The sequence below is a fragment of the Rhodococcus sp. NPDC049939 genome, from assembly GCF_040656415.1.
Classification (GTDB): domain Bacteria; phylum Actinomycetota; class Actinomycetes; order Mycobacteriales; family Mycobacteriaceae; genus Rhodococcus_F.
Genome location: NZ_JBFAMC010000004.1, coordinates 34,946 through 47,839 on the forward strand (window position 1 = coordinate 34,946; position 12,894 = coordinate 47,839).

A 12,894-nucleotide genomic window follows, 5' to 3' on the forward strand; every position below is an offset into this window, starting at 1 on the left:
AGAGCATGGAGTGTGTTCAGTTCGTCGAGGGTTTGCCTGGACTCGACGGGCTCGCCACTCCCTTCCTGCCCTGTTGCTCCTGGTACGCCACCCGGCCGACCCTGTGTGCGATGACCGGAGCGGTGACAAGGATGAAGATGCAGGCCAGGATCAGCATCCAGATATCGACGTTGCCACGGAGTTGGATGACGGTTCCGACGAGGACCATGATGAGACCGACCACCTGAGGCTTGGTAGCCGCGTGCATGCGCCGCAAAGTGTCCGGGAAACGAACGATCGCGATTGCGGCTGTCAGCGAGAACAGGGAACCGCACAGCATCAGCGTGGCAGCGATTACGTGCATCGTGGTGTTCATTTGTCACGCACCCGGAAGCGCGGCACCGAAATCGAGCCGATGAATCCCATCAGTGACAGCGCGACGATGGCGGGCACGAACGTGGAATCTCCTGTGTAGGCAGCCCACACTGCGAGTCCACACATGGAGAGTGCGATCAAAGTGTCGAGCGCGACGAGCCGATCCAACGAGTTGGGGCCATCGAGCAGTCGATACGTCACCAGCACTGCGGCGACGAGAAGGATGATCCCGCAAATGGTCGTGACGACTGTCATGGGTTGCCCTTCTGTGAAGGATAGTCGTACTCCAAGTCACTGTTGCGCCACGGGCTCGGCTTCCAGTCCGAGTCCCGCTCGAAGGCTGCGATGAACAGCCGTTCCAATTGTTCGACCGTGCGATAGAACTGTCGGATCGCCTTCTCGGAACCCATGTCCAGGACATGGACGTAGACGATCCGCCTGACCTGGTCGATCTCGAGAACCATTGTGCCCGGAATGTGGTTGAGAACATCGATGCACAGTGTCAGCACCAGGTCCGACTTGATGCCCAACTGGTAGCGGCGAACGCCGGTGGCAGGCAGGGGCCCGGGCCGGAGCGCGAGCCACGCCACCTGGAGGCTCGACTGGATTGCGTAGTACGCGAACATCACTGCAAGTTTCAGCAAGGGAAGGATGTGCACCCGACCCTCTACGGGGACCTTCGGTAGGGGCATCAGCTTGGTGATCAGGACGCCTACGGCCAGTCCGCCGATGACGTTTGCCACACTCACATTGCCCCACAGCAGGATCCACACCGCCATCAGCCACAACAGCGAGCCGATGTGGAGGAGCCAATCACGCTTCATCGAGGTGCCTCCTGTGCTTCGCCTTGCACTTGGCCGCCGTTGTCGTGATCGCCGAGGACTGCCTCGATGTAGATGGAGCGGTCCTGCAGATCACTCGCCGCACGATCGCTGACATGGATTATCTGCCCAGCGAAGACCGTCATCCCCACCCCCACCGCGACCAGCGCGATGGTCGGTATCAACATCATTGCAGGCATACGTCCCACGTCGACGCGTTCGTCGAAGGCGATGTCCGCCTCGGACTCGTCGAGCAGTGCGGACGGGCTGACGTCCGCGAGGTCACCTTCCGGGGCATCTGCCCGGGCCCGCCAGAAGGCCTTGGTCCACACTCGCGCGACGACGTAGAGCGTCAGCAGGCTGGTGATGGTGCCACCTGCGACCAGAAGCCAGGCCAGCGCACTGCCTGACGCTGCACCGGCCTGTAGCAGTGCGACCTTGCCGATGAATCCCGAGAAGGGGGGTATGCCACCGAGATTGAGTGCAGGCACCAGAAATATTATGGCGAGGACCGGGCTGGCTGCGGCTAGCCCTCCGAGGCGTCGCAGCGACGAGGACCCGGCCTGCCGTTCTATCAGACCGACCACGAGGAACAGGGTGGTCTGCACGAGGATGTGGTGGGCCACGTAGTAGATGGCGCCCGAGAGCCCCTCCTGCGTGGACACCGCAACGCCGAACACCATATAGCCGATGTGACTGACCAGGGTGAACGACAGTAGCCGCTTGATGTCGGTCTGCGCGATTGCTCCGAGGATGCCGACGAGCATCGTCAACAACCCGCAAATCATCAGGACGTTGTCGAGTTCGCCTTGAGGGAAGAGTAGTGAATGGGTGCGAATGATCGCGTACACGCCGACCTTGGTCAGCAGTCCGGCGAACACGGCCGTGACCGGCGCGGGTGCGGTGGGATAGGAGTCGGGCAGCCACGCCGACAACGGGAACACCGCGGCCTTGATACCGAACGCGACGAGCAGTACGCCGAAGATTGCGGCGCGCGTGCCCGAGGGGATGCCGTCGAGTCGGGTGGCCATGTCGGCGAGATTCAGCGTTCCGGTGGCTGCGTAGGCGAAAGCGATGCCCGCCAGGAAGATCAGCGAGGACAGCATCGACACCATCACGTACGACACGCCCGCGCGGACGCGGTCGGCGCTCGCCCCGAGTGTCAGGAGTACGAAGCTCGCGGCGAGCAGCACCTCGAACCCGACGAAGAGGTTGAAAAGGTCGCCGGCGAGAAATGCGTTGGAGATGCCTGCTGTCATCGCCAGATACGTGGGCAGGAAGATGGAGACTGGCTGGTCGTTGCTACCGTCGCGGATACCCTGACCGACGGCGTACACCATGACGGCGAGAAGCACGATCGACGAGACCACCAGCATCAGCGCAGACAGGCGGTCCACCACCAGGGTGATTCCGATCGGGGAACTCCATCCGCCTACCTGAATCGCCGTCGTCCCGTCGCGGTCGGCGAGGTAGAGGAGAAGCCCGGACACGGCGAGCACCGTGATCAGCGCGAGGAGCGTGATGATTTGCTGGGCGCGAGTACGCCGACCGAGAACCAACGTGGCCGCGGCCGCAAGCATCGGGACGAGGACCGGCAGCGGCGCCAGGGCGGTGACGATATTCGAGGAGATGGTCATGTTCTCTCCCCGGACTTGGTCTTGTCGCTGTCTCGGTAGTCGTCATCGTCGAAGTCGCCCTCGTGAAGGCCCTCATAGGATTCGAGGTCCTCGAGATTCTCCAGTTCATAAAGGGGAATGGGGTTGCCGTCCTTGTCGAATGCGTCGCCGCTGAAGCTGGGCTCACCGGTGACTGGGTCGTCCGAGCGGTCGCGACCAGGGGACTCGGCGGGCGAACGGCGCCGCAGGACCTTGGTGTCCTCGAGGTCGTTCTCGAGCGCATCCTCGGTCGTGATCGTGAACGAGCGGTACGCGAGCGCGAGGACGAATCCGGCGATACCCATCGTGATGACTATCGCGGTCAGAATCACCGCTTGAGCGAGCGGATCGGCTATCGACTCGTGAATCGACTCACGGCCGACGATCGGCGGGTTGCCCTCTGGACCGGCCGCCGTCAGGATCAGCAGATTGATTCCGTTGCCGAACAGGAGCAGTCCCAGCAGCATCCGGGTGATGCTGCGCTCTATGAGCAGGTAGGTGCCTGCCGACAGCAGCGCACCGATGATGATCAGAAATCCGATGTCGGCGCTCATCGCTGGTTCACCTCGATCTTTGCATCTAGGCGGGCTCCAAGGCTGCGGAGGATGTCGAGCACGAGACCGACCACGATGAGATACACGCCCAGGTCGAAGAACAGCGATGTGACCATCTTCACGTCGCCGAGCAGTGGCAGCGTCACCTCGAAGACCGCGGAGGACAGGGCCGGGGCGCCGAGGAACAGCGACACCAACGCGGTACCCGCGGCCAGTGTAAGGCCCAAGCCGAGGATCTTGCCCGCATCGACCGGCACCGTTTCGCCGAGTTCATACCGTCCACCTGCGAGGTAGCGCAGAACCAAGGCGAGTCCCGCCGTCAGCCCGCCGGCGAAGCCACCACCGGGAGCGTTGTGGCCGGCAAAGAAGAAGTACAGCGACATCACCATGATGGCGGGGAAGATCAGTCGCGTCGTCACCTCGACGACCAGCGATCGGTACTTCGGGTCGATCAATTCCCCGCCGAGTAGCCACGTAGTCTCCGACTGCGACGGCGTCGAGACTGCTTCGACTCCTGTCGCGTCAGATACACGCGGTGCTGTGCCGAACCGTCGGTTGCGGAATACCAAGCTCGCCACGCCAGTGGCGGCAACGAGTAGCACCGAGATTTCGCCGAGCGTGTCCCATGCGCGAATGTCGACGAGCAGGACGTTCACCACGTTCTTACCGTCGCCGAGATAGTAAGCGGCGTCGGGGAGCCTCTCGTAGATTGGGGTGGTGTTGCGGGCGTTCATGGCGTAGGCCCCGATGGTGGTGATGGTGGCACCTACCGCCACCGCAAGTAGCGCCCTCGGAGTCTTCAATCCAATCGACTTCTTCTCATCGATTTCTGCGGGCATCTTCCGGAAGACGAGCACGAAGATGACGAGCGTCAGAGTCTCCACCAGGAACATGGTGAGCGCGAGGTCGGGTGCCCCGTGCAGGGCGAAGAGGACACCGAGGCCGTAGCCAGTGAGGCCGACCAGGAGCGCGCTGGCCAGACGGTTGCGCATCACGGTCGTGGCAATGGCGGCCGATGCCATCATCAGGCCGATCGCGAACTGTATCGGTGACTCCCACAGTCGGACGTCGGCGCTGGTCCTGGTGCTGATGATCAGCAGTACCAGCGGAACCACGACGAGGGTTCCGAGAATGGTCGTCTGTGTGAGGGGGAGCGAGCCGCGCTGCGTGGCACCGGTCAGTCGCATCGACATCGCGTCCATGCTGCGCAACGTTGCGTCGTAGATCCGATCCGCATTACCCAGCGGGTGGTGCTCGAACCGTCGTCTCCTGGGCTGGCGCTGCGCGGCGAACACGGCGGTTCCGGCAATGATGACCACCAGTGTGAGCAGCAGAACGATGTTGAAGCCGTGCCACAACGAAAGGTGGTAGTCGGAGGCGCCGACGGCCGGCAGAGTGCTGGAGTAGGGCGTCAGTAGCTGCTCGAGCTGAGGTGACATCAGTCCGGCGACCAGCCCCAGAACGGATAGAACCGCCGGAGCGGCGAGAAAACCGGTTCCAGGGGCATGCAGTCTCTCTACTGCCGCACTCGGAGAGATATGTCCCTTGCTGCCGAATGCCCCCCACATGAATCTTGCGCTGTAGGCGACCGTGAGGATTGAACCGAGCGTCACCATACCGACCGTGACGAGCCGCGCCGGGTCCGCCAGGACGGATGTGTTCAGCAGTGAGTCGTAGGCGGCCTCCTTGCCCACGAATCCGAGGAGTGGGGGGAGGCCAGCCATGCTCGCCGCGGCCAGCGCGGCGAAGACCGTCAGTGCCGGTGCGCGCCGGCCGAGGTGCGCAAGTTTGCGGATGTCGCGGGTGCCTGCGGAGTGATCGATGATGCCGACCACCATGAACAGGGCCGCCTTGAACATTGCGTGGGCGACGATCATCGTCATACCGGCCAGCGCAGCGTTCCGTGTCCCCAGGCCGACGAGAACCATCATGAAACCGAGTTGACTGACGGTGCCGAACGCGAGGAGGAGTTTCAGATCGAACGATCTCATCGCTCTCCACCCGCCGATGACCATCGTCATCACGCCGAGGGTGATGATTGTGCCGCGCCAGGGGGCCGCGTCCGCGAAGCCGGGGGCCAGCCTTGCCACCAGGTAGATACCGGCTTTCACCATGGCCGCGGCGTGCAGATAGCCGCTGACAGGCGTCGGGGCGGCCATCGCCCCAGGGAGCCAGAAGTGCAGCGGGACTATGGCGGATTTCGCCAGCGCTCCGACGAGAATCAGGACGATCGCGACTCCGGGCAGCCATCCGCGCGGTGCGATCTCGATCAACTCGGACAGATTGTAGGTGCCTGCGACCTGGCCGAGGATGATGACGCCGACCAGCATCGCCAATCCGCCGGCGGTAGTGACGAGGAGCGCCTGAGTCGCGGCTCGGCGACTCGACGCGCGTTCGGCGTAGTGACCGACCAGCAGGAACGACAGAACCGTCGTAAGTTCCCAGAAGGTGTAGAGCAGCAGCATGTTGTTGCTGGCCACGAGCCCGAACATGGCTCCTGCGAACGCCACCATCTCGGCGGCGAAGATTCCCAGTCGCGGCTCGTCGTCGGTGAAGTATCGGGCGCAGTAGGCCAGGATGAGGGTGCCGACGCCCAGTACGAGCACGGACAAGATCGCGGCCAGTGGATCGAACCAGAAGTCGAAGTTCATCGACAAACCCGGAATCCACTCGATAGCCAGGTTCTGTTCCGTACCCCAGTTCGAGATCACCCATCCGAGTGATGCAAGTGGAACGAGGGACAGAAGGAAGAATGCGTTTCGGCCGAACCTGCGCACCATGAGCGGAGACAGCACCGCGGCTACGGCATGGGCTATCAGAACAGCAAGCAAAGGCACTCCGTCGGGGGTCAGCGGGGTGTCGGCACAAACTTCGTGTAAAGCATCCGAACGGTCGGTGAGTCGGGTGTCACATTCATCGTACTGGTTCGTCTGGTTGCAACCATGAACGCGAAACTCGGCGAAGCATGTTGCGAACCGCGTCAGGGACTGCTCTATCTTGAGCGGATGCCTGCAGAAATCCGAACCGCCGCGCTCGCCCACATCTGCAACCGGAGACTCCTCCAGACCAGGTCAGTGGGGAAGTCCGCGTTCTACATGGCGGGCGGAAAAATCGACCCGGGCGAGGATGCCGAACAAGCGCTGCATCGGGAGATCCTCGAGGAACTCGACGCGACAATAGTGGCAGGCACCCTGGAGCCATTGGGCGTCTTCGAAGCTCCGGCCTACGGGCATCCTGTGGGTACCGACCTGCATATGACTTGCTTCCTCGCCCAGCTCAACGAAGAACCCCGGCCGACGAGTGAGATCGCCGAATTGCGGTACTTCACCGTTGACGAGTACGCGGCTATGCCCGAGGTGGCCCCGGGTTCGATGTTGGTGTTCCGGCGGTTGCAGTCTCTCGGGCTGCTCGACTAACCCCGTGGCTCGGTGTTGCTCCATGCACTGTGGTTCTTGCGCACCCAATAGATACAGAAGCCGACCACGAGCAGCATTGCCACCCCCGTGAGGTGGTCGGACGATTCCGCGGAGGCAGGCGATGACGGCAACCGGACGTTGAGGCCGGTGGTTACCATCATCTGGCCCAGCGAATCGTATTCAACCTGGTAGACGACCCTGCTGCGTGGAATGGTGATCGCGGACACGAACACGAGCGACGCGAATGGCAGAACCAATCCGAGCGCGGCGACGGTCGCGGAAACGGGGAGGGCGGCCACGAGCGCGAAGCCCAACCCGACGTTCAGGACGAACAGTTCGAGCAGGAGTGTGACACTGCCCTCACCGAATGCGGGCCAGATGGCAGACACCAGCGGCACCAGGGCGGCGAGGTAGAGCCCCCACTCGGGTCTGCGGCGGTTCGGCGGGACCAGGACCGCGACGCCCATTCCCACCACCAGTGCGACGAGGCCGACCACGAACACGGTCGATGCGGGTGTCGCCACTGGTTGCGCCCTAAGGTCGTCCAGGACGGGCACGGCGGCAGCGGTCACACCGGTCGCGGCCAGCAGGAAGCGTCCGTCGACATAGGTGAATCTGTGCGCGATCACTGCAGTACCGACCAGTATCAGTGCAAGGGACAACGCGACGATCAGCCAAATCGTCATGGGCTGGCCGAATTCCTGGTCGTCGATCCACGCCGCGAGCACTCGGTTGAGAACCGCAAGGGTCAGTGCCCCGACCAAAGCGGTCAAAACGATGGTGTGCTCGGGTGTTTGCACCCGATATTTGGACTGAGCCGCGATAGCCGCCAGGAGCGCAAGAACGAGAGCACCGAGTAACAGCCAGAGCGGCGGTTCGCCGATGGTGGACGTGCTTCGGATCGCCGGTTCCAGGTAGTCGGCGCCCGCGCGGGGCAATCGATGCACACTTGCCAGGACGAACGCTGTCGCGGCGCCGAAGGTCAGCGCCACTTGCTGAGCCCAACGACCCCACACTGCAGCGACGGTCGAACCCATCAGGATCCCCGCCGCGGCGGTCTTGGTGTATTGCAGGGCGATCAAGGCGTCGATTCCGCTCACGTAGGGCACTGCCCAGCGCACGCCTATCAGAACGAGTGTGCAGACGGCAGCCAACAGCCACGATGCTCGCCGCGAGCCGGCTCGCTGTAGTCCGGCGACGGTGGCAACGGCCAGGACCAGGGCCACCACGGCACCAGTCGGCTGGCTGCTGAGCCATCGGTCGATCTCGCGATCCGACGCGTTGATTGCCCACGCTCGGTTACGGGGATTGGTGAGGACGAAACCGGCCAGCCCTGCCGAAGCGGCGGCAGCCGCAGCCGAGATGGGTGCCCGGATGTCCATTTTTTTACCGTACTCGAGCGATTGGGCATCGACAGCGCAAACCCGGCGTCGACCCCGAACACGTCCTGCGTTCGACCTAGTCGCGAATCTGCCTGCGCGACTCGGCATAGTCCTTCAGATGCGCAACTTGGTCGGGATCGAGCGAGGGCCGGACCTTTTCGCGTGCATCGGCCACATCGGCCGCGGTGACGTCGGCCGCATCGATGTCGCGGCGCATCGCGGCCAGCGCGGCTTCGCGCAGCAGTGCCGAGCAGTCAGCCGCAGAGTATCGGTCGAGGTCATCCGCGAGGAAGTCCAAGTCGACATCGTCGGCTAGGGGAACGGACTTTGCCGATGCCTGCAGGATCGCGCGCCGGGCGTCGCTGTCCGGTGGTGGTACGAACACAAGTCGTTCGAGCCTGCCCGGACGTAGCAGTGCAGGGTCGATGAGGTCGGGCCGGTTGGTAGCTCCGAGGACCACCACGTCGCGCAGCGGTTCGACGCCGTCGAGTTCGGTCAGGAGCGCAGCCACCACCCGGTCGGACACCCCTGAGTCGGAACTTTGGCCGCGTCGTGGAGCCAGGGCATCCAGTTCATCCAGGAAAATCAGCGACGGCGCCGAATCGCGCGCTCGCTGGAACAGTTCGCGCACAGCCTTCTCGGACGCACCCACCCACTTGTCCATCAGTTCGGCGCCCTTGACGGCGTGCACACTCAGGTGACCCGAACTTGCCAGCGCCCTGACGAGATACGTCTTGCCGCAGCCGGGCGGCCCATAGAGCAGGACCCCTCGCGGGGGATCCACACCTAGTCGCGCGAAAGAATCCGGGTGCTGCAGCGGCCACAGAACCGCCTCTGTCAGCTCCCGTTTCGTCTCTGCCATGTCCCCGACGTCATCGAGTGTGAGACTGCCGACCGCGAGTTCCTCGCTGCCCGATCGAGACAGTGGGCGGATCACCTCGAGGGCGCCGAGTAGATCTTCCTGGGCAAGTACTGGGTCGGCCGGGTTCTTGACGGCGCGCGATGCGGCGCGCAGGGCCGCTTCCCGACACAGCGCGGCGAGGTCGGCGACAACGAACCCCGGTGTGCGGGCAACAATCGCGTCGAGGGCCAACGTGTCGGTAGGGACTCTCCGCAGAAGCAGTTCCAGCAGAGCCTTTCGTGTGGCGGCGCTGGGCAGGGTGAGGGCAAGCTCGCGATCACAGAGGTCTTGCCCACGTAGTCGGTTGTCGACGGATTCGGGATGCGCCGTCGTGGCAACGAACGCTACCCCTACAGTCTCGACCGCACGGCGGAGTTGATCGACGATCAGTGCTGACGCCGGTTCGGGAGTGGCGGGAAGGAGGGCATCGATGTCGGTGATCAACAGGACGCCTCCGGAACGGATCGACTCGGCGGCGGCTGTGACCCTCTGCACCCGTGAATCAGCCTCCAGCGCGCCTACGCTCGGTCCGTCGAGTTCCACGACCCGGTGCGAAGAAAGCGTCGAACGGGCGAAAGTTGCCTTTCCAACTCCCGCTGGACCGGTCACCAGCACACCCAGATGAGGTGAGGCACCTAGTTTCCGGAGCAGTTCAGGTTCGTCGAGCGCCAGCTCCAGCCATTCGGTCAGCTTTGCCGCCTGTGCCTCGGCGCCGATCAAGTCCTCGACCGGAACCGCAGGTACCTCAGCGGTTTCCGCGGGCGGCGCGGAAGGGACGGATCGTGTCTCCGTGGCGCGCAAACCCTCCGCCCAATAGACGGCCGTATTCGGTTGCACGCTTACCGGACCTCCGGCCGGATCGACCCCGGTCACAGTGAGCAACTCTGTGGTCCAGGAGATGCCGAACGTCCGCGAGAGTGCTTGCGTAGCAGGAAGGGTGCTGGTTCCCGGGCCGAGATCGCGGGGGAGCAAGGAAACGGTGTCGCCGACGGTGAGGACCTTACCTAGCAGGGCATGACGCAGAGTGATGTCGGAAACGGAGTTGACAGCCATGTTCGAACCGCTGACCGTAACGGTCTTTCCGCCGTAAACCGTCGTCGGCGCGACGACGACGGTGCTGTTCTCCGACAGTCCCGTGTTGGACATCGTCACGTCGTCGAGGAGCGCGGTCCCGGTGGGGATCCCGGCTGGTGCATGACCGGCGACGGCCGCGGTCCGGCGGGCACCGATCAGTGAAATTGCGTCCCACTCGCGGATACCGAGGGCCGCCAGGGCTTCCGGATGCAGTCGCACCACGCCACGTCGAGTGTCGGCGGCCGAAGTGTTCAATCGGACTGTGAGGGTGAGTTCCGGTGAGGTCACTCGTTGAGCCTACGTGCGGGGCGCCCCGCCGGGCACAGGCGCGGGGCGCCTTATCTGGCACGGGTGCGGGGCGCCTATCTGGCACGGGAGCGGGGGCCCTATCTGGCGCGGGTGCGGGGCGCCCTGTCAAGCACGGGGGCGACGCAACCCGAGCCGGGCCGCCGACCTTCGCCCGCGTGCGGCGGGCTGGCGGCGAATGGCGCGCCGCTCGGACGGCTTGATGTCCCAAGTCTCCGGTCGGGCGGCCACCCAGCGCTTGGAACGGACCGCGAACGGAATGTGAAGGAGGTAAGCCGCGATCAGGGCGATCAGCAAGATGTATGGGTAGGTCACCAGGGCTGCCGCCGCAAGTGCCACCAGTACGAGGAGTCCTGCAGCCATCCGTGGGGGCACGGATATGGTCTTGAGCGCCAACGTCGGGATTCTGCTGACGATCAGTGCGGCGGTGAGCACAGTCCAAGTCACGACGACCGGATACGACGACCACCACCCCTCACCCCACTGAGCTGTGGCAGCCAGCGGGGTCAGCGCGACCAGTGCGCCTGCCGGCGAGGGGACACCGGTGAAGTACTCATTTTCGTAACCTGGTGTGTCGTCTACGTCGAGCAACGTGTTGAACCGCGCCAGTCGCAGCACGATGCTGACCGCGTAGATCAGCGCGATGATCCACCCGAAACTCTGACCGTCCAACAGTGTTACGTAGAGAATGAGGGCGGGGGCGACGCCGAACGAGATGGAATCAGCCAGCGAATCCAGTTCGGCGCCCATCTTGCTGGTGGCGTCGAGAAGTCGCGCGATCCGCCCGTCGAGGGAGTCCAGCACAGCAGCCGCACCTATCATCGCGAGTGCTCTGCCGAGATCACCGTCGAGCGCGAATTTGACGCCGGACAGGCCGGCGCAGAGGGCCAGGATCGTGACCACACTCGGCAGAAGCCGAACCGCCTGTAAAGGTCTGCCCCGCCGTTGTTGTCTTGCGCTGGCAATCACGGCAGTTGAGCGATGACGGTCTCGCCGCCGATCGTCCGCTGTCCACGCTCAGCGAGCAGTTTGGTTCCTGCGGGGAAGTAGGTGTCGACGCGGGAGCCGAAGCGGATCAGGCCGTATGTGTCGCCGATCGGAAGCGTGTCACCCACCTTGGCGTCGCAGATGATCCTGCGAGCGAGCAGTCCCGCGATCTGCACGACGGCAATGTCGTGGCCTGCGGGTGTGTGCAGCAGCATGCTGTTGCGCTCGTTGACCTCGCTGGCATCGGCGAGGTCGGCTGAAAGGAATTGCCCGGCTCGGTGGACAACCTTCTGCACGACGCCGCCGACTGGGCTGCGCTGCACATGCACATCCAGAACTGACAGGAAAATGCTGACACGGGGCAGCGGTTCGGTGCCCATCTCGAGTTCGCTCGGTGGAACCGCCGAGTCGACGAGCGCGACCTCCCCGTCGGCGGGCGCGACCACTACACCGACGCGGTTGGGCGGCACGCGGTGTGGATGCCGGAAGAACGTAGCGCATGCCGCTGCGGTAGCGAGTGCCCCGCGGCGGACCCACGTGCGCTTGCGCCCGAGGACCGCGACACCCAGGGGGGCGAGCACGAAGGGCAGTCCAGCTGGATGGAGGGGTGGTACGGCTCCGCGAACAAGGTCGGCGATGTGCCCTGGTCCGGTGGTTGGCGGGGTTCCGGGTGGTGTGGGCTTGCGTGCCACGGGCTCCTCTTACTGTGTCGAACGGACGTGCTGCCTGCGCGTTGCCGGTAGCCCTCACAGATTACGTGAGCCTTACCGGCAGAGCGGCATCAGGAGAGAGTACGGCACGCGGCGAGCCTGACGTGCCAAAGGACCGCCGCGGAGAGTTGGCTTGCCCGGCGACGGTTGAGCTGTGCTACTTGCGCTCGACCTCCGCCTTGATGCGTTCGAGCGTCGTATTCATGTCATCGATGCGGTCGACCTCGGAGTCGTCATTGTCGCCGAACAAGGTCTTGACGCCGCCGAAGACGGTCTTGACCAACCGCGACAGCGTGGACACGTCGGTCGGCATCTCGCGTCGTTCCATGACCGTGGTTCCGCCGGCGATGGGCTCGAGTTCGTACGACCACATGGCGCCATGCTCGAGGATGCGGAACGCGATCTCCTTGTTGGGCTCGAACCTCACGACCTCGGACGTCGTCGGCCAGACGATGAACCCCTTGCGGTTGACGTTGAAGGTTCTGGTGCCTTTTCGAACGACGCCGCCGAAGACATGCATTTGGCGGCACTGAGGGCTCCACTCGCCCATCCTCTTCAGATCGGACACGACCGTCCACACTTCCTGAGGGGTCGCGGCAATGTCGATTTTGGCTTCGAGGGGGTTGGCCATCGGCCGTCTCCAGTCGGATAAAGGCGATACGGACGGTTACGGTTACTTCCGCGTCATCGTAGGTGCCGCGTACCGGTACGTGTGCGTCAGGCCACGTGGGGTT

Annotated in this window: 12 protein-coding genes; 1 reads left to right on the forward strand and 11 read right to left on the reverse strand. The window is 64.0% G+C overall.

Annotation, left to right across the window (positions count from 1 at the left end; translation table 11 throughout):
• Positions 1-16: 16 nt before the first annotated feature.
• The 6 genes from mnhG to AB0I57_RS15090 are packed head-to-tail and all read right to left on the reverse strand — an operon-like array spanning position 17 to position 6,215.
• Entirely contained in the window at positions 17-355 is a 339-nt protein-coding gene (mnhG, locus tag AB0I57_RS15065) for a monovalent cation/H(+) antiporter subunit G (RefSeq protein ID WP_358336559.1), read from the reverse strand.
• Positions 352-609, reverse strand: a complete 258-nt coding sequence (locus tag AB0I57_RS15070; RefSeq protein WP_358336562.1) for a monovalent cation/H+ antiporter complex subunit F — start codon at positions 607-609, stop codon at positions 352-354. Before AB0I57_RS15070 ends, mnhG begins: the two co-directional genes overlap by 4 nt.
• Positions 606-1,178 carry a Na+/H+ antiporter subunit E gene (locus tag AB0I57_RS15075; RefSeq protein WP_358336565.1) on the reverse strand — a complete coding sequence of 191 codons (573 nt, stop codon included), beginning with the start codon at positions 1,176-1,178 and terminating at the stop codon, positions 606-608. The genes AB0I57_RS15070 and AB0I57_RS15075 overlap by 4 nt, the downstream gene beginning before the upstream one ends.
• Positions 1,175-2,812 carry a Na+/H+ antiporter subunit D gene (locus tag AB0I57_RS15080; RefSeq protein ID WP_358336568.1) on the reverse strand — a complete coding sequence of 546 codons (1,638 nt, stop codon included), beginning with the start codon at positions 2,810-2,812 and terminating at the stop codon, positions 1,175-1,177. The genes AB0I57_RS15075 and AB0I57_RS15080 overlap by 4 nt, the downstream gene beginning before the upstream one ends.
• Entirely contained in the window at positions 2,809-3,384 is a 576-nt protein-coding gene (locus AB0I57_RS15085; protein WP_358336571.1) for a Na(+)/H(+) antiporter subunit C, read from the reverse strand. Before AB0I57_RS15085 ends, AB0I57_RS15080 begins: the two co-directional genes overlap by 4 nt.
• Positions 3,381-6,215, reverse strand: a complete 2,835-nt coding sequence (locus AB0I57_RS15090; protein ID WP_358336574.1) for a Na+/H+ antiporter subunit A — start codon at positions 6,213-6,215, stop codon at positions 3,381-3,383. Before AB0I57_RS15090 ends, AB0I57_RS15085 begins: the two co-directional genes overlap by 4 nt.
• A gap of 174 nt (positions 6,216-6,389) precedes the next feature.
• On the opposite strand from AB0I57_RS15090, the gene AB0I57_RS15095 reads away from it, so the two are divergent.
• Complete coding sequence (locus AB0I57_RS15095) at positions 6,390-6,800, forward strand: NUDIX domain-containing protein (protein WP_358336577.1); 411 nt, start codon at positions 6,390-6,392, stop codon at positions 6,798-6,800.
• Here the strand turns inward: AB0I57_RS15095 and AB0I57_RS15100 are convergent.
• From AB0I57_RS15100 to AB0I57_RS15120, 5 genes are all read right to left on the reverse strand, one after another.
• Positions 6,797-8,182 carry a hypothetical protein gene (locus AB0I57_RS15100; RefSeq protein ID WP_358336580.1) on the reverse strand — a complete coding sequence of 462 codons (1,386 nt, stop codon included), beginning with the start codon at positions 8,180-8,182 and terminating at the stop codon, positions 6,797-6,799. The two genes, AB0I57_RS15095 and AB0I57_RS15100, sit on opposite strands and share 4 nt — an antisense overlap.
• A gap of 76 nt (positions 8,183-8,258) precedes the next feature.
• The gene (locus AB0I57_RS15105; RefSeq protein WP_358336583.1) at positions 8,259-10,445 is read right to left on the reverse strand and encodes an AAA family ATPase; all 2,187 of its coding nucleotides are present in this window, start codon (positions 10,443-10,445) and stop codon (positions 8,259-8,261) included.
• A gap of 126 nt (positions 10,446-10,571) precedes the next feature.
• The gene (pssA, locus tag AB0I57_RS15110) at positions 10,572-11,432 is read right to left on the reverse strand and encodes a CDP-diacylglycerol--serine O-phosphatidyltransferase (protein WP_358336586.1); all 861 of its coding nucleotides are present in this window, start codon (positions 11,430-11,432) and stop codon (positions 10,572-10,574) included.
• The gene (locus AB0I57_RS15115; protein WP_358336589.1) at positions 11,429-12,142 is read right to left on the reverse strand and encodes a phosphatidylserine decarboxylase; all 714 of its coding nucleotides are present in this window, start codon (positions 12,140-12,142) and stop codon (positions 11,429-11,431) included. Before AB0I57_RS15115 ends, pssA begins: the two co-directional genes overlap by 4 nt.
• A gap of 175 nt (positions 12,143-12,317) precedes the next feature.
• Positions 12,318-12,791: an SRPBCC family protein gene (locus AB0I57_RS15120; protein ID WP_358336591.1), complete on the reverse strand. Its 474-nt coding sequence runs from the start codon at positions 12,789-12,791 to the stop codon at positions 12,318-12,320.
• Between the last annotated feature and the right edge of the window lie 103 nt (positions 12,792-12,894).

Excerpts from the sequence above, each read along its gene's own strand:
- mnhG (WP_358336559.1), bottom strand. The coding sequence starts at position 355 with ATGAACACCACGATGCACGTAATCGCTGCCACGCTGATGCTGTGCGGT.
- AB0I57_RS15070 (WP_358336562.1), bottom strand. The coding sequence starts at position 609 with ATGACAGTCGTCACGACCATTTGCGGGATCATCCTTCTCGTCGCCGCA.
- AB0I57_RS15075 (WP_358336565.1), bottom strand. The coding sequence starts at position 1,178 with ATGAAGCGTGATTGGCTCCTCCACATCGGCTCGCTGTTGTGGCTGATG.
- AB0I57_RS15080 (WP_358336568.1), bottom strand. The coding sequence starts at position 2,812 with ATGACCATCTCCTCGAATATCGTCACCGCCCTGGCGCCGCTGCCGGTC.
- AB0I57_RS15085 (WP_358336571.1), bottom strand. The coding sequence starts at position 3,384 with ATGAGCGCCGACATCGGATTTCTGATCATCATCGGTGCGCTGCTGTCG.
- AB0I57_RS15095 (WP_358336577.1), top strand. The coding sequence starts at position 6,390 with ATGCCTGCAGAAATCCGAACCGCCGCGCTCGCCCACATCTGCAACCGG.
- AB0I57_RS15100 (WP_358336580.1), bottom strand. The coding sequence starts at position 8,182 with ATGGACATCCGGGCACCCATCTCGGCTGCGGCTGCCGCCGCTTCGGCA.
- AB0I57_RS15120 (WP_358336591.1), bottom strand. The coding sequence starts at position 12,791 with ATGGCCAACCCCCTCGAAGCCAAAATCGACATTGCCGCGACCCCTCAG.